This is a genomic window from Campylobacter ureolyticus (genome assembly GCF_027277485.1).
Classification (GTDB): domain Bacteria; phylum Campylobacterota; class Campylobacteria; order Campylobacterales; family Campylobacteraceae; genus Campylobacter_B; species Campylobacter_B ureolyticus_B.
Genome location: NZ_JAPXGQ010000018.1, coordinates 1 through 19,673 on the forward strand (window position 1 = coordinate 1; position 19,673 = coordinate 19,673).

Below are 19,673 nucleotides of genomic sequence, written 5' to 3' on the forward strand. Positions count from 1 at the left end.
TCCTATTGATAGTAATTTATTCATAAGTGAAATTATAACAAATTTAAAAATATTTATCAATATAAATTATATAAAATATATATATTATTTTATATAATTTTATAGAATTTATGTTTCAGTTACTTACACTATTTCTTGCTTCACTTCTACCATTGTCTACATCATCTTGTGTTATAAAACTATGGTATCCACCAGGTGAAACGATATTTACCATATCATCATAAATTCCAACTTTTATATCTCTGCCTAAGTTTGAATCCCTATGGATTAATGCATTAATAAGAGCTTCTCTTAAAGCAACTAATGGAATTTCGTATTTATCTTCTCTTATAATATTTTCTATTTTTGAGCTTAAATTTATATGATTAAGTACAAAATTTAATGAGTTTTTAAATATAGAAAATATATCCTTATCATATTCTTTTCTATCTATAAACTCATCCATAGTTACACCCCCGTCTCTTTTTATCTTTTGGTTTTTCGTCTATTGGAGTAAAGTTAAAATTTCCAAAAAAGAATTTTGTTTTTATGGGTTAAAGGCAAAAAAATTATAATAATTTTAAAATTTTATGTAATATAATCCATCTTTTTTATGATACAATTGTATCGCATTACATAAAAAGGATAAAAAATGTTAGATGAGCTGTTTATAAAAAGCAATGCCCTAATAAAACTAAATAATCAAAAATTTAAAAGATACTTTATACAAACTACTGATTTAACCAACAGGTTAAGTATAGTTTTGGGAAATCGTGGCATTGGTAAAACAACCACTCTTGCACAGCTTGCAAACAAAAACCAAGTAAGTCTTTATTTAAGCCTTGATGATATAGAAATTTCAAATGACATTACAGAGATTATTAAAGAGTTTGTATTAAATGGTGGAAAATATCTCTACCTTGATGAAATTCATAAAAACAAAGATATTTCTGGGGTTTTAAAATTTGCTTATGATAATTTTAAAGATTTACATGTTGTAGCGACTGGCTCATCGGCTCTTGAGATTTTAAAAAGTTCACACGATTTAAGCAGAAGAGCAATTATTTATAAAATGTATGGAATGAGTTTTAGGGAGTATCTAGGACTTTTTTATGACATTGATTTTAAAACTTTTGATTTAGATGCTATCTTAACTACTCATCAAGATATCGCTAGTGGCGTTATAGAAAACTTAAAAGAAAAGGATTTATACATCATCAAACTTTTTAAAGAGTATTTGAAATTTGGATATTATCCATATTACAAAGAGTTGCCAAATGAGATAGTGTTTTTTCAAACTCTAAGACAAAGTATAGAAACGACTATTGATAGTGATTTGCTTAGTGTATATCCAAATTTGAGTGGAAATACAGCTAGAAAGTTAAAGTTACTACTTCACGCAATTAGTGGAAATGTTCCATACTCTCCAAACTATACTGATTTAAAAAAGATGATAGATGTAAAAGATGATAGAACTTTAAAAGAATATCTTACAATGTTAGAAAATGCTGGACTCATAAGGCTTCTTATGAGAAATGAGCTCTCTTTAAAAAATATGGATAAAGCTGATAAAATCTACCTTGAAAATACAAATCTGATCTATTTAAATAGACCAGACATCGGAAATTTAAGAGAAACATTTTTTGTAAATCAACTTGGAAATGTTGGTGAAATTTATTTTAGCAAAAATGGGGATTTTAGAGTTGGTGAGTTTATTTTTGAAATAGGCGGAGCTAAAAAAAGTTTTAATCAAATAAAAAATGATAAAAACTCATTTGTAGCCTCTGATAATTTAGAGATTGGATTTGGAAGCAAAATACCGCTTTGGATTTTTGGATTAATGTATTGATTTAGAAAATTTAATTAAGCAATTATTTGTATGTATAAAAAAATGATAAAAGCTTGTTAGGCAATATAACATTGGCCAAGCAAAAAGCTTTTAAGCTTCATAAACTAAATTTAAATACAATTACAAATAAGTGAAAGTTGCCACATATATCTAAAAATTTGTATGCTTTTAACAATAGTTACCGAAAAAGTTACCTATTAATTAAAACAGAGTTTTCTTAATCGGATGTAAAGTCCATACAATAGTAGTTTTATACTTTTTAGTATTGGTTAAAGTGAACCCACCACTTACTATTTTTTTAATGCTTTTTATAATTCAAGCCATACAGCTAAAAATATAAAAATTTAAGAAGCTTGAAATTAATCCAAGCTTCCAATATATCTTTTTCTTTTTGCTTCTTTTATCTTTTCTGTTTGAACCAAAATAAATCCATCAGCACAATCTTCAAAATCTGTATCTATACCAAAATCTAAAAACTCAACACCACCTTCATCACACAATTCGCTATATTGTTTATATAAAGTTGGAACCGATAAATCAAAATTTGCCAAACTTTCTTTTAGAATTTTAAAATCTTCTTCATAGCTTTGTCCACAAAACAAAAGATCTAACTCCTCTTTTTCAGCTTGAGAAATAAAATATCTGTTTTTAGAAACTACTATTTCTTCCTTAGAAGTAAAATGTTTCTTATAAAAATAAATCATCATATCTCTCGCGGTTTTTGGATAGTTTGCACTTATACTAACAGGTCCAAACATATATTTTGTCTCCGGGAATTTTTTAATATAAGCACCAATTCCATACCACAAATAATCTAGCGCCCTTGTACCCCAAAATTTTGGCTGAACAAAACTTCTGCCAAGTTCAATTGAGTCTTTTAACAAAAATTTAGCTTCATTTTTAAAACTAAATAGAGTTTGAGTATAAAGTTTTTTGCTATCTAAAGTAGGATTTATTTCATTTGTAACACCGATTCTATAAGCTCCAACTATCTCTTTTAGCTCTGTGTCAAATAAAACTAAATGCTCATAGTAAAAATCAAATTCATCAACATCGCACTCCTTTCCAGTTCCCTCACCAACTCTTCTAAAGGTAAGTTCTCTAAGCCTTCCAATTTCTGTAAGAAGTGCTGATTTATTTGAAGTTTTGCAAAGATAAATTTCTTTGCCATCTTTTGTTTTTCCTAAATTTAAGCCTTTTAAAACCTCGTCATAGACTTCATTTATGTCAACCTTATCGACCAAACATCTCTGAGTTTTAAAAATAGTTTTTCTATTTTTTCCAATATTATAAAGGTGCCTTTGAATTAGTTTTAATGTATTATCTGGAGATTTTATCTCAGGCAAAATTAAATTTTTATAAGGTATCATTTCACCTATTTTTATAGTTATGCTTTTATTTTTTTTATTCATAACCTCATGACCTAGTAAAAGCCCTGCAAGCGGCTTATAAATAGCCGAGATTGCATAAAATAAAGAAGAATTTCTAGCATTTACAAATATCGGAACAATCGGAGCTTGGGCTTTCTTAGCAAATTTTAAAAATCCTCCCTTCCAATTTAAATCCTTTATGCCAAAAACTTTTGCACGAGATACCTCACCAGCTGGAAATATAATAATCGCACCTTCATTTTTAAGATGCTCATCAACTGATTTTATAGCCTCACGAGAGCTCTGATTTGAGATATTATCAATTGGAATTAGCATATCACTAATTGGATCAAGTTTCATTAAGAACTCATTTGCTAAAATTTTAACATCTTTTCTAACGCCATTTATTAAATGCATCAAAGATAAAGCGTCAAGTCCACCAAGTGGATGATTTGATATAAATATTACTCTACCGCTTTTTGGGATGTTTTGAAGCGAAATATTATCTATTTTATAAGTAAAATTTATGGATTTTAAAAATCTATCAATTATTTCTTTATTTCTTGCATCTTTATTTTTTAATATAAAATCATTTAATTTATCTTCATAGAAAAGTTTTTTTAATAAGCCTATGAGCAAATTTGAAATAAATTTAGGATATTTTGTGAAAAGTTTTGGGTATTTATCATTTAGTGCTTTTTCTAAATCTACTATCTTTTTTTCTTGCAAATTTGATTCTCCAAAATATGTAATTATATGAAAGTTAATTATAGCTAAAATTAGCTTAGTTTATAAATTTAAGAACTTTTGATTTGAAACAAATTTGTAAACTAAGTTAGAAAATTTTATAAGCTAAATTAGTCTTTTATATAATCATACAGTTCTTTAATTAATTTTGGATGTTTCATTTTTTTTATAGCTTGATCTTGAATTTGTCTGACACGTTCTCTTGTTATATTTCCAAGGACAATACCAATCTCTTCCAGGGTATAAGAGTTAGAATCAGAACTTGGTTTTATTTTATTTTCTTTTAGGATTTCTCTGATTTTTTTGGCTTCTAAATCTTTTATTTGGCAATAAATGTCAAATTTTAGGACTTTAAGATCGAAAATTTCCTTGTCTGAAGCAGTCTTTAAAAGCTCTTTTACCTCATCTAATTGAGAATTAGCTTCGAAAAGTAACTCGTTGATTTTTTGCAAATTAGTGGAAGGCATTTATTATCTCCTAGAATAAACATAAAGCAAATGCATAAAAAACTAACGCGAGAATGGTGGTTAGAGGCGACAAGCAGATTTTAAAAAAAGCCCTAAAAATGGACTTTTTAAGCAAATAAGCCTGTGAAAAAATACTCTTTAAATACTCCATAGCCACAATTTCCGACTTAAGTTTTTATCATTTTTAAAAAGAGTAATGAAAACAATAATTTTCAATACAAAAAATTACCATAGCCCTATTTAGGGGGTTTCTAACTCTTTAAAAAAGTGATTTTAAGGTTCGTAACCTTAAAGCATTGAAATTCTCTTAAGAATTGATAATTTTTCATCAGTTTTTAACTCAATTCTTAAATTAAGGTAATATCATTTAATATCATACTGTTTAACTCAATGTTACCTATAAAGATGAAATTTTACCGAAATTAATTTAAAAATAGCTTGATTTTTTTAATTTTACTTATGGCAATAACAACTAATAACTTTTTATCATTAGTCATCACTTTTATAAGGGTTGATTAATTTTTCCTTTATCGGTAAAAAAAAAGATAAATATTTTGCTAATAGTCGATGAGGTTTAAAAATTGATTAAGGTTTGGCAATACTTCTAACCTCATCTACTCAAAGCAATATTTAAGTTACATTTTTAATCATTTAAAAAGTTAGCTTTATTTTCGCATAAGGTTAATTAAATGCTTGTGTAATGGTAATTACAACTTTGTAAAAATTGCGAATTAAACTTTTACTAGTGGCTAAAATTAGCCGTTTAAAAATGTTTTCCTTTGTGATTAGGTGGCTAAATGATTAAAATGCGTTTTAGGTGCCTTAGCGTTCGTTTATTAGCGTTTTATAGTTTTTTCTTTGTTTTTCTCTTTCTTTTAATGGAAAAAATATTATTTATTCCATAAATTGCGTTTATAAATGCCTAAAATAACTATCTTATCATCATCTATTAAGTAAGGTATCACATAGCCTTTAAAAATGAAGTCTCTTATATTCTTATCATTAAATTTAATTGATTTCCTGTTTATATAAGGCATAAAGGCAATGTTATCAAGCTTTGATTTAAGCTCTTGTTGAAATGTAATAGCTCTGTTAATGCTATCTTTTGCGATAAAATCACAAATACTATTTAATTCATCAGTAAATCTTTTACTTTCAATTATTAGCATTTAGATACTTCCAATTACTGCCTAACGGGCTTACTTCTAATTTTCCGTTTTTATAGTCGTTAATATCCTTTAAAAGCTCATCTTTAATTTTGTCTTGCTTGTCTATTTTGATATTTAAGTTATTAGAACTTATAAATTCTAATATTTTATCTATTGCATTTTTATCAGCGTGTAAAGTTATAGTTTGCATTTTGTAAAACTCCCTTACTTAATTTTTAGAAGTCTAGCTAAAAAATGGTAAATTTTTAATTAGTGGATTAGCCTATAAAGAAAAAAAGTTGTAATATTAACCTAACTACTTCTAATAACTCAATTATATTTAATATCTTAGCACTAACCTATTAGCATAAATTAAAAAAGCGATGAGGTCTTAATTAATAGCTTTATCCTTTAAAGGAAAAAAATAATCTTATATTTATTTATAAGTATGGAAATATGTATAAATATCTTTAATTTTTTTAAGTTTAGCCCCTTGTTATCGTAGTTTAAAGGTGTGTTAAATGGGTATCACAGCTTATATCCCTTAGAATGGGTGTTTTAATTAGGTGTGTTAAGGTGTGTTAAAGGCTTAACACAGCTCTTAAGCTCGGTGTAATGGGTATTTGCTTAATGGGTGTGTTAAGATAAGTTATTCGTGTATAAATTCATTAACACAGCCAATAAAAAAAGAATAGATAATTATAAAAATCTATGTATATAAAGATATTTAACACACACTTATCACAAAGCCCCTTATTATCGGGGCTAGAGGGTGTGTTAAAGGCTTAACACAGCTTAACACAGCTAGTTACATTACCTTGCAAAGTCCCTATTTATCGTAATGTATAGTGTGCTACTATGATTAACACAGCCAAAGCCATTAAATAAAAGTTAAAGAGGTCTGTAAATTTCTGATGAATTTCGTCTTTTTTCGTCTGTTTTCTCAAAAGTTAAAAACTTATTTTTTAGCTTTGGTAAAAAGTCTCTTAGTGCATTACTTCCTAAAATTTCCATTTCATTAAACTTTGCTCTTTCTAGCACTTTTTTTATAAGCTCCCTTTTGCTTATACCTGCTTTATTTTCGTTTAATATCTCTTGTATAACCTCTATCGTATCTAACTCCTTATCACTCAACGAATAATCATCATAATCAACGAATTCAAGGTTAAAAGTCATAGTATCTAATATAAAGGCTTGATTTTTTTCTAGGTTTCTACTTTTTATTGCCTTTAAGAGAATAAGCATTTTATCATCACTTAGTTTTTTAGATGATAAGAGGTAGGAATAATCTGCACTATCATTAAATGCAGTTGCTCCCTTATATAAGCCGTTATTTTCATCTTTATTTAGTGGCTGTTTTGGTTGGTGGTGTAAAAATATAACATTAGCTCCGTAATCTCTTAGGGTCTGTAAATCATCTAAAAAAGGTTTTACCTTATAATCAGCACTTAAATCACCACTTATAAAGTTTCTAGCACTATCAAAGATAAAAAATGTATCATTATAAAAGTCGCTAGGTTTTTGCTCTAAGGGCTTAACAAAGTCGCTTAATAGCCTATCTTTTTTAAATGGGTTTAACTTTTTTGAGTGTAAATATTTTATCTTATTATCACTAAATCTTATAATTTTATCTATTTTTCTTTTTTTAACAACTTGATTGCCATTATCAGCGTCTAAATAATAAACTTTTTTGGCAATATTGTTTTTTAACATATAAAGGGCTAAAAATATCGAAAAATAGCTTTTACCACTTCCAGCCTCTGCGTAAATCATTCCTAAGCTTTGATTAACGATAAAATCATCTATAAGCCAACTATCATCAAAGCCCTCTATTTCCTCGGGTGTAAGTGCAAAGTCATCAATATTATCGGGTGTTAGAGGTATATACTCTTTTTTCCTTTTATTGGCTAAATTGTTGTTATTATTACTAACTTTGGATATAATAACGTTATCACGTTTTATATCGATTTTAGCCCCTTTTTCACTGCTAAGAGGGGCGTTTTTATCACTTACCTCATCGACTTCATCATCTTTAAAAACTTCATCAAAGCTAGGTGCCTCGTGTTGTTTGTATAGCCTATCAAGCTTATCAAGCTTTTTATTATTTGTTGGCATTTTTATCCTCTCTTATTTTAATTAATATGTTTTTAATATTTTTAAATAATAACCTTGCGTCCTCGTATAGTAGGCTATCAGCACTTAATAACATATCTCTTAAATCTTGCTTTTTATAACTGTCATTTGTTGCCATTAGCCTATAAAAAGAAGTGCTAAAGAAGTCTTTTAGCCTTACACTCGCTTTATAATCGGTGTTTAGGTCTTTGCCTTGTATTTTGTCAAGGTCTATTAAAAAAATAGCTTTTGCATTAGCTCCAAAGCTTTCAACTACTTCTTTAAAGGTGTCATTATCTACATAAGCACTACTACTTTGTAATACTATGTAGTTAAGTCCTAAAGAATGAAATATAAAGCTATCTATTGCGTGAAAACTGATAAAGATATAATCATCAGTTTTAAAGCAATGATGAGATATAAACTTCGTATCCATTGGGATATTTTTTATCTTATTACCATTTTTAAATCTTATCTCTTTTGAAAATATCCATTTATCGGTTCTGTATTTAAGTAGCCTTAAATGGTTATTTTCATCACTAAATTTTAGTTGCACTTGATTATTAAAAAAAGCTATGTATTTAATAAAAGCCTCTTTAAAGTGTAATAAGCTCCCTTGCGTGTCTAGGTAAGCTATAAAGCTACTTCCTAAGTGGTTATTTAGAAAATCTTTTATAATCTTAGTTTCATCTTTGAATTTGGCATTTGGCATTAATAAAAGATTATTAGCTAGTCCATTATCAAAGACAATTTTAAGAAATTCATTATTTCTACTTATAACCTCATCGACTTGTAAATTAGGTTTAAATTTTTCCTTTATATGCTCTTTAATAGGCTTATTAAGCGATGAGGTAGGAAGTGGGTTACTTTGCATTGTTCCAATACCTAAAAAGCCTTTTACATACTCTACGGCTTGTTTAAAGTCCATACCTCTATAAGTTTGTAAGCAGTCAAAGATATCACCACTAAAACTGCCGTTAAAGTCTGTAATTAGTAGTCCATTCTTAGAAATTGAAGCACTTGGGTTCTTATCATCAGCCCTTAGCCTAAAATTGCCTTTAGGAGGAATATTAAAGCCTTGATTATTGAGTATAGTTATAACTGTATTTCTGTCTAGTAACTGTTTGATATCAGCTATGCTAGGTCTTGTCATTTTATACCTTTTAAATCAAGCTTTGCATAAAGTTCATCGTATTCATTTAACAACTCGATAAACTTATCATTTAAAGCGTTGTATTTCGTTTCTAGGTCTTTTATAACCTCATCTTTAGTTAATAACTCGTTTTCGTAACTTCGTTTTAACTTCTCTATAAAGTTATTAGTTACTGCGTGGCTTGTGTAAAGCTCATAAATAATCATCTCTTTACTTGCTCCATTAAAGCGACTTAAAAACTTGTTAAAGCTTTCTTTATTGTGTTTAGTATGTGTGTAAATTGTCATCGTAAAAACTCCTTTTTTTATCAAAATGCTAAAATATCTTAATATTTTATAGCATATTGCTAAATAAGTCAAGCATTATTTAGCTTTTTGCAAAATATTCACTAGCATTATTTAACTAAATGCGTTATAATTCACTAAACATAAATTAAAGGGTTAAAGTGTTAAAAGATGAGTTTTTAAAAAAAATAGATGAATTAGGTTTGTCAATTTCTGACTTTGCTAACTTAACTAAATTAAATATTGGTAGCGTTTATAGTTGGAATGATACCAATAGAAAAATACCTGCTTGGGTAGCTCCATTCTTAAATCATTATGAAAAAAGTAAAAGTTTCGATGAGTTAATGCAAATCATCGAAAAATACAAATCCCAAAATGATAAATAAACTCTACAAGCTCACTTTTTAACTTCCTTTACTAAGCCGAAAAATCGGCTCAATAAAAAATCTAACAAGCTCATTTTTAAGCTCGTTAAACTTCCTTTTTTTACTCTATTTAGTTATAATATCCCTTGTAAAACTTCTTTTTAGTGATGAGGTTTATAGGCTTTATCTCATCACTAACCTATTTTTAAGCCTTTATAAAGCTTTTGTCTCTTATACCTTGCTTAACTTCAAGCTCATAAATACTTTTTCTTTGATTTTCAGTGATAAAAAATAAGTCATAAGCTAGGTTAAACATCTCTTTAGGTATTGCCTTGGTGTCTTTTATCCTATAAAGATAAAGTTTCTTTCTAAAGGCTTTCATTAGCTCTTTATTGCCATATCCAAAGCACTTTTTATCAACTTCAAAGGTAGCTAACTTATTACTCATCTTTTTAACTCCCTGCGTTTCTTTATGTATTCGATAACCTCATCTATAACCTCAGCTGATTTACGATTTAAAAAGTAAATGGCGTTTTCTTTCTTATCGGTTTCAAAGTCATTATCTCTTACCAATAAGGCATTAAGTAACCTTATACTTTCAAGTTCGTTATAAGCGTTTTCATAGAAGCTTAAGCCGTTATCTATGGGCGTCATTCTCTTACCTCGTTTTCATCACTTATTACACGTCTATCAGTTGAGAAAAAAGCATTTACCTCATCAGCATTAAAAAGCGTGATATTAGCTGTTGGCTTAATGGTCTTTAACTTACCATTAGCAACTAACCTCCATACTGTTGAGGTTGATATGCCATATAATTTGGCAACTTGATTAACTCTTAGCATTACTGCTTTGTGGTTTGTTAATTGTTCCATAGTGTTACACCTTTTTTTAAGTTTTGTTAAGCTTGATAAAGTGGCTTAACTTGGTGTGAATTATCACAGTTTTTGAAAGGCTAATCAACGAAAATTATTTTTCGTTAGAGTGTTAATTTATTGATTTTTTGATGAATTTATGAAGTAGTTGCCATTTATAAACTCCCTTTTAAAGGGTATTGCCTTTAAACGAAAATTATTTTTCGTTAGGGTAAAAAAGAGGGGTAAAAAAAGTGTAAATTTGATGAATTTTTAGTAAAAAAAGTATAAAAGGGTATAAAAAGATGAGGTAACGAAAATTATTTTTCGTTGCATTGTAAAAAAGTGTAAAAAGTGATGATTTTAGGTGTTTAGTGTATAGTTATAGCCCCCTTGCTTAGGGGGTTACCTTTAAACGAAAATTATTTTTCGTTAGGGTGTCTTTTTTTTAGGTTTTGGGATAAGATATTTTTCTATTGCGTTAGATAAGGTATGTTTATAGGTGTTGTAGCTAACGGGTAATTGATAAAGTTCAGCTAAGGCATAAAGCTGTGTATTGAAGTCATCTTTTATTTTTTGGGTGGATTTTTTAAGCTCGTATTCTTCTTTTAACTTTATAATTTCCTCCTCTTTAAAATATAAGTTAGCTTTTTCCTTAAAGGTATAAAATTCTCTATGAGTTTTAAAAAAAAGCGTTTCACTCTTATACTTACCACTGTTTTTTTTATAAAAATATTCATCAGTATCGTAGTCAATAGCTGTTTTTATAAGCTCTAATCCTTGTAAATAATTTTCATATTTTAAAACTTCTATGGGCTTACTTAGATTTTTGCTATCAACTAACCTTTTAAAAAAATCACAAAATATTTTTAATATTTTTTCTTTGGTTTCATCATAAACATAAAACTCGGTAATAACTTTAAATGTGTCAATGGTAAATTTAAGCCCTGTTTTTCCATTTCTTAAGTCGGTTATCATTTTACCGAATTCCCTCCTAAACGGAATAAGTGCGTCGCGTCCTCCTATCCCTTTGGCTAACTCCTCATAAACTTTTTTTTCGGCTTTAGTCCTAACATCTGTAAAAAAGTCATCTGAGTCAAAAGAAATGGACACTACATCATTAAAAAACTCCTCTACTTTTTCATTAAGTTCGTTTTCTTTCTCATCTCTTGCGTTTTGGGTGTCTCTTGGTTTTGATATCGATTTCATTTTTTTACCTTTCATCTTTTAATTTTAGAATTTCGTTGCTCCAATAAGAAAGAATGATTTTTAATTCATCGAAAAAGGTCGTTTTCTCTGAATAAGATAAAGTTACTGTATTGCCGTGTAAGTGGTCTAATACCTTGCCTATTGCCTCGGTGCTTACTCCGTGGTCTTGCTTATGTTCTAGTGCATAAGTCATGAAAATACCTCTAAAGCTATGTAAAGTAATAGGCTTACCATTATCGGGGTCCTTAAAGCCTAACTTCTTTAGCATATGGGTTGGGCTATCCTCGTGAATATGCGAAGTAAAGCTTTTGTTTATAAATACATACTCGTAAGCCCTGCTAATTTTGGCTTGGTCTTGTAATATGTTTATTACCTCATCGCTTAAAGGTAATTTGAAGTTGCCTAAGTCAATATTTTTATTTTTTTGGTTTTCTCTTGGTATGGTAATAACTCTATTTTTAAAGTCGATATTTTGCCATTTAATGAGTGATAAAGGTTTAGCCCTTAAAGGGATATGAAGACATAATTTTAAAGCGTTTTTAATGCTCTCTGAAAAATCACAATCATAAACAGCATTAAAGAATTTGATTAAGTCATCTTTTTCAGTAAGTTTTCCGTAATGCTCCACTTTTATACGAGGTATTAAAGTTTTTGTATCTACATTAGACATAATATTAAAATCAGTGTAGCCACTAGATACAGCAAATTTAAAAATGTTATTTAAAAGCTGTGAAATGATTTTGGCTGTTGGTGGTGTTTCAGTGCCTATCTCTTTAATAATTTCAGCTAATTCAATGTGATTAATGCTCTTTATTGCTCTATTACCTAACTTAGGAATGATATGCACTTGTAAGCGTGATTTTTTAGTGTTTAAGGTGCTTTCGTGGATTGATTTAGCCTCTATCTCTAGCCACTCATTTATCACGGTGTTAAGGGTTAATGAGTTTATCTTTTTAGTTTTTAATTCCTCTTTAGGGTCTATTCCGTTATCTACTTTAGCCCTTAACTCGGTTTTTTTAAATCTTGCGTCCTTTAAGCTAATAGTTGGGTATTTACCTATTGTAAAAGTCCTGCGTTTGCCATTTATAGGGCTGTAATAATCAAATAGCCATATTTTCCTGCCTATGGTAGTGATTTTAATAGATAAGCCCTCACCATCAAATAACTTATAATCTTTATCTTTTGACTTTGCTTTATTAATTTCGGTATCCGTTAAAGGTATAACGACTTTTGGCATTGTAAAACTCCTTTCAAGCAACTTTAAGTAAATAGCTATTAAAAGGGAGCTGTAGAAGTTTATGGAGTATTTTTAAAAAAATGCTCTTTTTTCTATGGAGTATTTTTTAATACTTGCTAACTCCCTATTTATAGGCATTTGCTATCACAATGTTAAAGAAATTGAAAATCTTTAACATAGTTACTTTTTAATGTTAAAGGTCTAAAAAGCCGTTTTTTACTCGATTTTGGAAAAATTAACCTCTTTCAAATACCGATAAAAAGGTAATTTGATAAGATTTTGGAGTATTTTAAGGCTTTTTCTTGGTGTATTTTACTAAAAATACTCTTTAAATACTCTAAAAGTTGTAAGATTTGATGATTTTGCTTGATTTTGAATGATAAGCTAAATTGCGTTGTAAGTCCCTTGTAATCGTGGTTTGTGATACTTTATGATAGGGGGTGATTTTATGCAATGGTGGTTAGAGGCAGAATCGAACTGCCGACACGCAGATTTTCAGTCTGCTGCTCTACCGACTGAGCTATCCAACCACCGAAAAAAGAATTATAATTATATATAAAACAATCTTAAAGTAAGGTTAAATTTTATCAAATTATTGAAAATTTATAGTTCTTGAACAAATTTTTTAAATAGATTTCCTCTCTCTTCATATGAACTAAACTGATCTAAACTCGCGCAAGCTGGACTTAAAAGTGCAACTTCATCATTTCTTAAACTTATATCTATGCTTTTTACAGCATCTTGTAAAAAATCGCACTTATGTGCTTTGACATTAAATTTCAAAGCCAAATTTAAAATTTTTAAAGCGTTTGAACCAATCGCATAAATTTCTAAATTATAACCTTCAAAATTTTTATATAAAGGTGTTAAATCAACGCCTTTATCATCTCCACCTAAAATTAAATGAATTTTTTTATCGCTATATCTTTTTAGAGCCTGAATTACAGCATCTAAATTTGTGGCTTTTGTATCATTGACCCAAAGTCTATTTTTACTATCTTTAAATTCTTCAACCCTATTTTTATCAATTTTAAATGTATTTAAAAGATTTAAATTCAAACTATTTGTAGCAAATTTTTCTATACACAAGGCAAGCAATGCATCCATTAAAAATGGTACTTTAAAATTGACATCTTTTAAATTTGCACCACAAATTTTAGCTAGGTCACTTTCATCTTCATAAAAATAAATTTTTGCTTTTGATTTAATGCCATCGTATTTTTTAGGAATAATGGCAACTGAACCTTCGCCCATCATACTCAATGGTTTTAATTTTGTCTTTTCATACTCTTCAAAGCTTCCATGCCAGCTTATATGATCTGGAGTTATTGGTAGTAGGGCATAAATTCGTGGGGTTGCAAATTTAGTATAGTAAATTGTAAAAGAACTTGTTTCAAGTATCCAAAATTTAGCTAATTCATTTAAATTTGCCAAAGGCTCACCAACATTTCCACCAATTAATGCACCGTTATTTTTTAAAACAAGTCCAGCCATTTGCGTGGTTGTAGTTTTACCATTTGTTCCACTTATCCAAATTTTAACAGGGGGTGTATCTTTAAAATAGTCGTACTCGCTTATTAAATTCTTAGCTTTTTTTACTAATTCGTGATTCCTAGGAAAACCTGGGCTTGGAATTTCAAGAGTGCTTTTTAATGGATCAAACTCACTTACTGGAAGTAAATTATTTCCAAGATCATCTTTTGAAATTTCAATAAATTTATCATCATAAATATCCCAAATACCATTAAATTTGACATTTCTTGCAATTGCCTTAGTTGTTTTTCCATAACCAAAAAGCGATTTTCTCATAACACTACCTTAATTTTATAGAGGCTAGAGCAATAATATTTGCAATTAATGCAATTATCCAAAACCTTATAATTATTTTGTTTTCAACCCAGCCTTTTAACTCAAAATGATGGTGTAAAGGCGCCATCAAAAAAACTCTTTTTTTAAAAATTTTAAAACTTCCAACTTGTAAAATTACACTTAATGTCTCAGCAACAAATATAAATCCAACCAACATAAGTAAAAATTCATTTTTACTTATAATTGCACTATATCCAATAAAGGCTCCAACACTTAAACTTCCACTATCTCCCATAAAAATTTCAGCTGGATGACAATTGTACCACAAAAACCCTAGCATTGAGCCAATTAGCGCAGCACAAACAACCACAACTTCGCCAACTAGACTTACCTTCGGCAAAAACAGATATTCGCTAAAAAGTGCATGCCCACTAAGATAGATAAAAACGCCCAATGTAAGCACAGCAAAAACTGAGGGAATAGTAGCTAGACCATCAAGTCCATCAGTTAAATTTACAGAATTTGAGCTAGCCGTAATAACTAAAACCCAAAAAAGTATAACACCATACTTTAAATCAATTATAGAATTTTTATAAAATGGAATAAAAATCTCACTAGAAAGCCCTGAAAACATAAATAAAATTAGAGCAATTACTAAAGAAAATAAAATTTGAAGCCTAAATTTTGTTTTAGCCTTTAAACCTGCTTCGTTTTTTTTACCAGCAATTTTAGAAAAATCATCCTTAAAGCCAATATACGAAAAAAACACAAGCGTCATAAGGGCTGATAACACATAAATATTTGTAAGTTTTGCACATAAAAACGAGGCGATAATAGAACTTCCCACAAAAACTATTCCACCCATTGTTGGAGTGTGGTTTTTTGACTTGTGAGATTTTGGAGCAAGATCGTAAATTGGCTGATTTGCTTTTTTTACTTTTGCCCATTTTATAAATTTTGGCATTAAAAAAATAGTCATAAAAAATGATATAAAAAATGCAAGTCCGGCTCTTGCAGTAATATAGCTAAATATGTTAATATTAAAAAATTCATATAAAAAATAAAACATCAAACACCTTTTGACAGCTTTTAAAAATTTAAAAGGGTAATTTTACTATAATGTTGCTTAGATAATTATTTTAAAGAAGGTTTTGATGAAACAAAAAGTAGTTTTAGTTATAACTGATGGGATTGGATTTAATAAAAGCGATGAATTTAATGCATTCAGCAATGCAAATAAACCAAATTATGAGTGGCTGTTTAAAAACAGTGCAAATTCACTTTTAAAAACTTCTGGTGAAGCTGTAGGTCTTCCAAAAGGACAAATGGGAAATAGTGAAGTTGGACATATGAGCATTGGAAGTGGGCGAATTTTATACCAAAACCTAGTTAAAATAGACAGAGCAATAGAAAACGGCTCACTAAAACAAAATAAGACTTTACTAAATTTATTAGAAAAACATAAAAGAATACATATTATTGGGCTTTATAGTGATGGCGGGGTACATTCTCACCTAAATCATTTTGATTTTATGTGTAAATTTGCAAAAGAAAATGGTTGTGAAGTTTTTGCACACGCAATAACTGATGGACGAGATGTAGCACCAATAAGCGGAATAAATTTTATAAAAAAACTTGAAAAAAATGTAAATTTAGTAAGCATTAGTGGTAGATTTTATGCTATGGATAGAGATAATAGATGGGATAGAATTAAAGAATTTTATGAAACAGTGGTACAAAACAAAAATAAACTTGATATAAAACCATCTGATTATTTAGAAATTTCTTATGATAAAAAAATCAGCGATGAGTTTATAAAACCTGCGAGTTTTAAAGATTTTGGCGGTATTAAAGAAAATGATGGTGTGATTATAATAAATTTTAGAAGTGACCGTGCAAGAGAGATGTGTATGGCATTTGGAGATGAAAATTTTAATGAATTTAAAAGAGAACATAATATAAAAAATATTATAACCATGACTTCATATGATGATAATTTTAATTTTGAGATTCTTTTTAAAAACGAGGAAATTAAAAATACTTTAAGTAAAACTATTGCAGATGCTGGCTTAAGACAACTTCACACTGCTGAAACCGAAAAATATGCACATGTGACGTTTTTCTTTAATGGAGGAACTGAAGAGCCATGCATAAATGAAACTAGAATTTTAGTACCAAGTCCAAAAGTAAAAACTTATGATGAAAAGCCAGAAATGAGTGCTTATGATGTTTGCAAAAATGTAATAAATGGAATAAATGATGGATTTGATTTTATTGTAGTAAATTTTGCAAATGGTGATATGGTTGGACACACTGGAAATTATGAGGCCTCTATAAAAGCTGTCGAAGCTGTTGATGAATGTATAGGAAATATACTAGAAGCTGCAAAAAAGCAAAATTATGCCTATATTCAAATTTCAGACCATGGAAACTGTGAAGCAATGCGAGATAAAAATGGCGAAATTTTAACAAATCATACCACTTTTGATGTATTTTGCTTTGTAATAGCAAATGAAGTCAGCAAAATCAAAAATGGTGGATTAAATAATGTCGCACCAACAATTTTAAAAATAATGGGACTTGATATTCCAAAGCAAATGAGTGAAGCGTTATTTTAATTATCCTAAGGAAAATATTTGAAAATAAATGAAAAAAATAAAAGAGTAAAATACTTAAGAGCTCTTGATAGGTTTGTAAAATCAGCCATTAATATTTTAAAGAGAGAAGATTTTGATGATGAAATTTTTAGAAAAAGAGTTGAAAAAAATACACAAATATTAGAAAAAGTAGAGCCGGTCTTATTAAATGACCCGTACACAAAAGCTTTAGAAAATTTCGCTAATTCAGTAATACAAAATAAAAATAAAGATGAGCTTTTAAAAGAGGCAAATTTACTCGATAAGCTTAAAAATTCAAAAAATTATAAAAAAGAAAAGCATAAAAAATTTTACGAAAGCTAAGCAAAAATTACTTAAACGACACTGTCCATCAAACTGTGCAAAGTAGCTTTGACATCATAGCCTTTTATTAGTACAATTTTTAGGTATTTTAATTTAAACTTCACTATTATATAAATAGCATTTAACACTATAAATTTAAAGCATCTATACAATTTAAACTTATATTTGTTTTTTATATTTTTTAAAAAATTTACAATATAAAAAAAGACCACAAAAATTTGAGTCCATAAATACCATCACTCATATAATAAGGCTCTTCATTTTTTATTGTTAGGTGCTAAATATACACCAATGCGCCATCTATATCATTAGATATTATATTTTAACCATGTTTAAACGATAAAAACATTTTTTCTTTTTATTATTATTTTAAGCTTTTATGTGGCATACTGCTATTAAAAGGTGCCGCTTGAGATGATGTGCTTGAAGTCTCAGCCGTAAGCTTATTTTGGTGCGGATATGCTGAAATAAGGGCATCTTTTCATATTTAGATTTCTGTATTTTTTTTGGTATAATATCTCCAACTAGAGTTGGTTAAGGGTCGCTTATCCATAAAAAGGACATCGCCGAAAGTCTTGTCTTTTTCTCTAGTTGCTTCATAATATGTTATTATCCATTTATATTAAAACTTTGACTAATCCCTAATTTATAATATTTATCACCTTTTTATGCCATACAGTAATTACACCATTTTTAATTATTTCGTCTAAAGTATTGGATATTTTTTCTAAAGTATTATCCCACTAAAGCTTCTAAAATCATAAGTGTATTTCATCAATATTTTGCTAATCCAATAGCATCATATATAACCAAGTTCTACCCAACTAAATCAATACCACCTAAATCTTTTATCCTACAATTGCTTTTTAGTTAAAAACCTTAATTAATTAATTAATACTTATAAAACTTAACATAATTTTTACCAAGATCTTTTCATAAAAGCAATGTTTGGTTATTTTTAAAAATAATCTTTCTTTTTAGTAATCTTTTATTTATTTTTTAAAAACCTATCTAGTAAAATTAAATTTTTAAATACTTTTATCTATTTACTTATTTCTTTTTTATCTTATTTATGTATTTTTTTATAAGTGATATTATAGTTTTTAAACATACAAATCTAAATTACTTTTTTAAACCTCTAATCTTAATAAAATATTAAATACAAAGATTTGAATATGAGCTAATTTTTACCCAAAGAAAAACTAGACTTTTTCTAACTACTTTTTTCATAATAAATAATGTTCTATATATATAGGGGTAAAAATTTGCCTAAATTTAGTCTTTTTAAAATAGTCAAATTTTACTAAAATTTAGTGTAAATTATATATGTAATATGTAATATTAAATATTTAATATGCAATATATGATATTCAATATATAATATTTAATATGTAATATTTAATATGTAATATACAATATGCAATATGTAATGTATGAAATATGATTTAGAAAGATATTGCTATTTTTTGTAATATTTGAGCTGGAACACTATCAAAATTTAAAAAAGCCTCATTTTTATATTTTATAGTGATAGTTGTATTTAAGAATTTATTTTAAAAAAGATTTATTATATGGATTAGTTTTTATTAATTATGTAATGTTTTATAAAAGATAATAAAAAAGAAGTTTGTTTTTAATCAAATAATTTTAGTAATAACTTAAAATACTTTAATAGCTTTAAAACTATTAAAAGGATAATAGTTTTTATATTATAAAAGAATATAATACTTTAATAAAATCAAGAGAACTTAATCTAATACAGAGTTAAGGGCAATACCGCGAACCTGCCAGCTTATAGCGATAAATTTAAGGGAGAACTGACTTCTTCTCATCCACCTTTAACTCGTGGTAGTAATATTATAGCTAAAAATACATTAAACAATAATAAAAACATAAACAAGAAAAAAAACAGATAAAAGTCTTTAAAAGATTAATTTAATTAGATATGTTTTTAAAATAAATATTACAATAAATACTGGATAAATTAATAATTAAAAATAAGTAGTTAGTATAAAAACAAAGTCCGCAGTGACCTACTTTCCCAGCATCCCAGTAAGGGAGAGTATCATCAGCCACGATGTGCTTAGCTTCTTGGTTCGGGATGGAGCAAGGCGTTTCCACATCTGTATAACC

General features: G+C 28.2%; 19 protein-coding genes, 1 tRNA gene and 1 rRNA gene. 4 read left to right on the forward strand and 17 right to left on the reverse strand.

Features of this window, described 5'->3' with window-relative positions; translation table 11 throughout:
• Positions 1 to 115: 115 nt before the first annotated feature.
• Positions 116 to 445: an ATP-binding protein gene (locus tag O6B72_RS08550; RefSeq protein WP_269492866.1), complete on the reverse strand. Its 330-nt coding sequence runs from the start codon at positions 443 to 445 to the stop codon at positions 116 to 118.
• Between the two features lie 186 nt (positions 446 to 631).
• Between O6B72_RS08550 and O6B72_RS08555 the strand changes: the two genes are divergently transcribed.
• Positions 632 to 1,828, forward strand: a complete 1,197-nt coding sequence (locus tag O6B72_RS08555) for an ATP-binding protein (protein WP_269492867.1) — start codon at positions 632 to 634, stop codon at positions 1,826 to 1,828.
• Positions 1,829 to 2,187: 359 nt separating this feature from the next.
• Here the strand turns inward: O6B72_RS08555 and olsF are convergent, their stop codons facing one another.
• From olsF to O6B72_RS08590, 7 genes are all read right to left on the reverse strand, one after another.
• Positions 2,188 to 3,927 (reverse strand): bifunctional ornithine lipid synthase OlsF, encoded by a 1,740-nt coding sequence (gene olsF, locus O6B72_RS08560; protein WP_269492868.1) that lies wholly within the window; start codon positions 3,925 to 3,927, stop codon positions 2,188 to 2,190.
• Positions 3,928 to 4,055: 128 nt separating this feature from the next.
• Entirely contained in the window at positions 4,056 to 4,412 is a 357-nt protein-coding gene (locus O6B72_RS09590) for a sigma factor-like helix-turn-helix DNA-binding protein (RefSeq protein WP_050335823.1), read from the reverse strand.
• Positions 4,413 to 5,302: 890 nt separating this feature from the next.
• Positions 5,303 to 5,581 (reverse strand): type II toxin-antitoxin system RelE/ParE family toxin, encoded by a 279-nt coding sequence (locus O6B72_RS08570; protein ID WP_269492869.1) that lies wholly within the window; start codon positions 5,579 to 5,581, stop codon positions 5,303 to 5,305.
• Positions 5,568 to 5,771, reverse strand: coding sequence for a hypothetical protein (locus tag O6B72_RS08575; RefSeq protein ID WP_269492870.1), 204 nt, complete (start codon positions 5,769 to 5,771; stop codon positions 5,568 to 5,570). Before O6B72_RS08575 ends, O6B72_RS08570 begins: the two co-directional genes overlap by 14 nt.
• 680 nt (positions 5,772 to 6,451) lie before the next feature.
• Complete coding sequence (locus tag O6B72_RS08580) at positions 6,452 to 7,675, reverse strand: AAA family ATPase (protein WP_269492871.1); 1,224 nt, start codon at positions 7,673 to 7,675, stop codon at positions 6,452 to 6,454.
• On the reverse strand, positions 7,662 to 8,825 hold the full coding sequence (locus O6B72_RS08585; RefSeq protein ID WP_269492872.1) for a hypothetical protein: 1,164 nt from the start codon (positions 8,823 to 8,825) through the stop codon (positions 7,662 to 7,664). The genes O6B72_RS08580 and O6B72_RS08585 overlap by 14 nt, the downstream gene beginning before the upstream one ends.
• Positions 8,822 to 9,112: a hypothetical protein gene (locus O6B72_RS08590; protein WP_269492873.1), complete on the reverse strand. Its 291-nt coding sequence runs from the start codon at positions 9,110 to 9,112 to the stop codon at positions 8,822 to 8,824. The genes O6B72_RS08585 and O6B72_RS08590 overlap by 4 nt, the downstream gene beginning before the upstream one ends.
• Positions 9,113 to 9,270: 158 nt before the next feature.
• Here O6B72_RS08590 and O6B72_RS08595 point away from each other — a divergent pair, with 158 nt between their 5' ends.
• Entirely contained in the window at positions 9,271 to 9,495 is a 225-nt protein-coding gene (locus O6B72_RS08595) for a hypothetical protein (protein ID WP_269492874.1), read from the forward strand.
• Positions 9,496 to 9,679: 184 nt separating this feature from the next.
• Here O6B72_RS08595 and O6B72_RS08600 read toward each other — a convergent pair whose 3' ends face one another.
• The 8 genes from O6B72_RS08600 to mraY form a co-directional block, all read right to left on the reverse strand.
• Complete coding sequence (locus O6B72_RS08600) at positions 9,680 to 9,922, reverse strand: hypothetical protein (RefSeq protein ID WP_269492875.1); 243 nt, start codon at positions 9,920 to 9,922, stop codon at positions 9,680 to 9,682.
• Positions 9,919 to 10,128 carry a hypothetical protein gene (locus tag O6B72_RS08605; RefSeq protein ID WP_269492876.1) on the reverse strand — a complete coding sequence of 70 codons (210 nt, stop codon included), beginning with the start codon at positions 10,126 to 10,128 and terminating at the stop codon, positions 9,919 to 9,921. The genes O6B72_RS08600 and O6B72_RS08605 overlap by 4 nt, the downstream gene beginning before the upstream one ends.
• Complete coding sequence (locus O6B72_RS08610) at positions 10,125 to 10,346, reverse strand: helix-turn-helix transcriptional regulator (protein ID WP_269492877.1); 222 nt, start codon at positions 10,344 to 10,346, stop codon at positions 10,125 to 10,127. Before O6B72_RS08610 ends, O6B72_RS08605 begins: the two co-directional genes overlap by 4 nt.
• Positions 10,347 to 10,757: 411 nt before the next feature.
• A complete protein-coding gene (locus O6B72_RS08615) occupies positions 10,758 to 11,534 on the reverse strand; it encodes a hypothetical protein (protein WP_269492878.1) in 777 nt (258 codons plus the stop codon).
• A gap of 4 nt (positions 11,535 to 11,538) precedes the next feature.
• Positions 11,539 to 12,771, reverse strand: a complete 1,233-nt coding sequence (locus O6B72_RS08620) for a tyrosine-type recombinase/integrase (protein ID WP_269492879.1) — start codon at positions 12,769 to 12,771, stop codon at positions 11,539 to 11,541.
• A gap of 454 nt (positions 12,772 to 13,225) precedes the next feature.
• A tRNA-Phe gene (locus O6B72_RS08625) sits at positions 13,226 to 13,301 on the reverse strand.
• Between the two features lie 73 nt (positions 13,302 to 13,374).
• Positions 13,375 to 14,580 carry a UDP-N-acetylmuramoyl-L-alanine--D-glutamate ligase gene (murD, locus tag O6B72_RS08630; protein ID WP_269487201.1) on the reverse strand — a complete coding sequence of 402 codons (1,206 nt, stop codon included), beginning with the start codon at positions 14,578 to 14,580 and terminating at the stop codon, positions 13,375 to 13,377.
• 4 nt (positions 14,581 to 14,584) lie between these two features.
• Positions 14,585 to 15,649 carry a phospho-N-acetylmuramoyl-pentapeptide-transferase gene (gene mraY, locus O6B72_RS08635; protein ID WP_018713928.1) on the reverse strand — a complete coding sequence of 355 codons (1,065 nt, stop codon included), beginning with the start codon at positions 15,647 to 15,649 and terminating at the stop codon, positions 14,585 to 14,587.
• A gap of 85 nt (positions 15,650 to 15,734) precedes the next feature.
• Here mraY and gpmI point away from each other — a divergent pair, with 85 nt between their 5' ends.
• Together gpmI and O6B72_RS08645 are read left to right on the forward strand one after the other, a co-directional pair.
• Complete coding sequence (gene gpmI, locus O6B72_RS08640) at positions 15,735 to 17,198, forward strand: 2,3-bisphosphoglycerate-independent phosphoglycerate mutase (protein ID WP_269492880.1); 1,464 nt, start codon at positions 15,735 to 15,737, stop codon at positions 17,196 to 17,198.
• An 18-nt stretch (positions 17,199 to 17,216) separates the two neighbouring features.
• Entirely contained in the window at positions 17,217 to 17,540 is a 324-nt protein-coding gene (locus O6B72_RS08645; protein ID WP_269492881.1) for a hypothetical protein, read from the forward strand.
• A gap of 2,020 nt (positions 17,541 to 19,560) precedes the next feature.
• On the opposite strand, the gene rrf is transcribed toward O6B72_RS08645, so the two are convergent.
• Positions 19,561 to 19,673 (reverse strand): 5S ribosomal RNA (gene rrf, locus O6B72_RS08650); the annotation flags it as partial.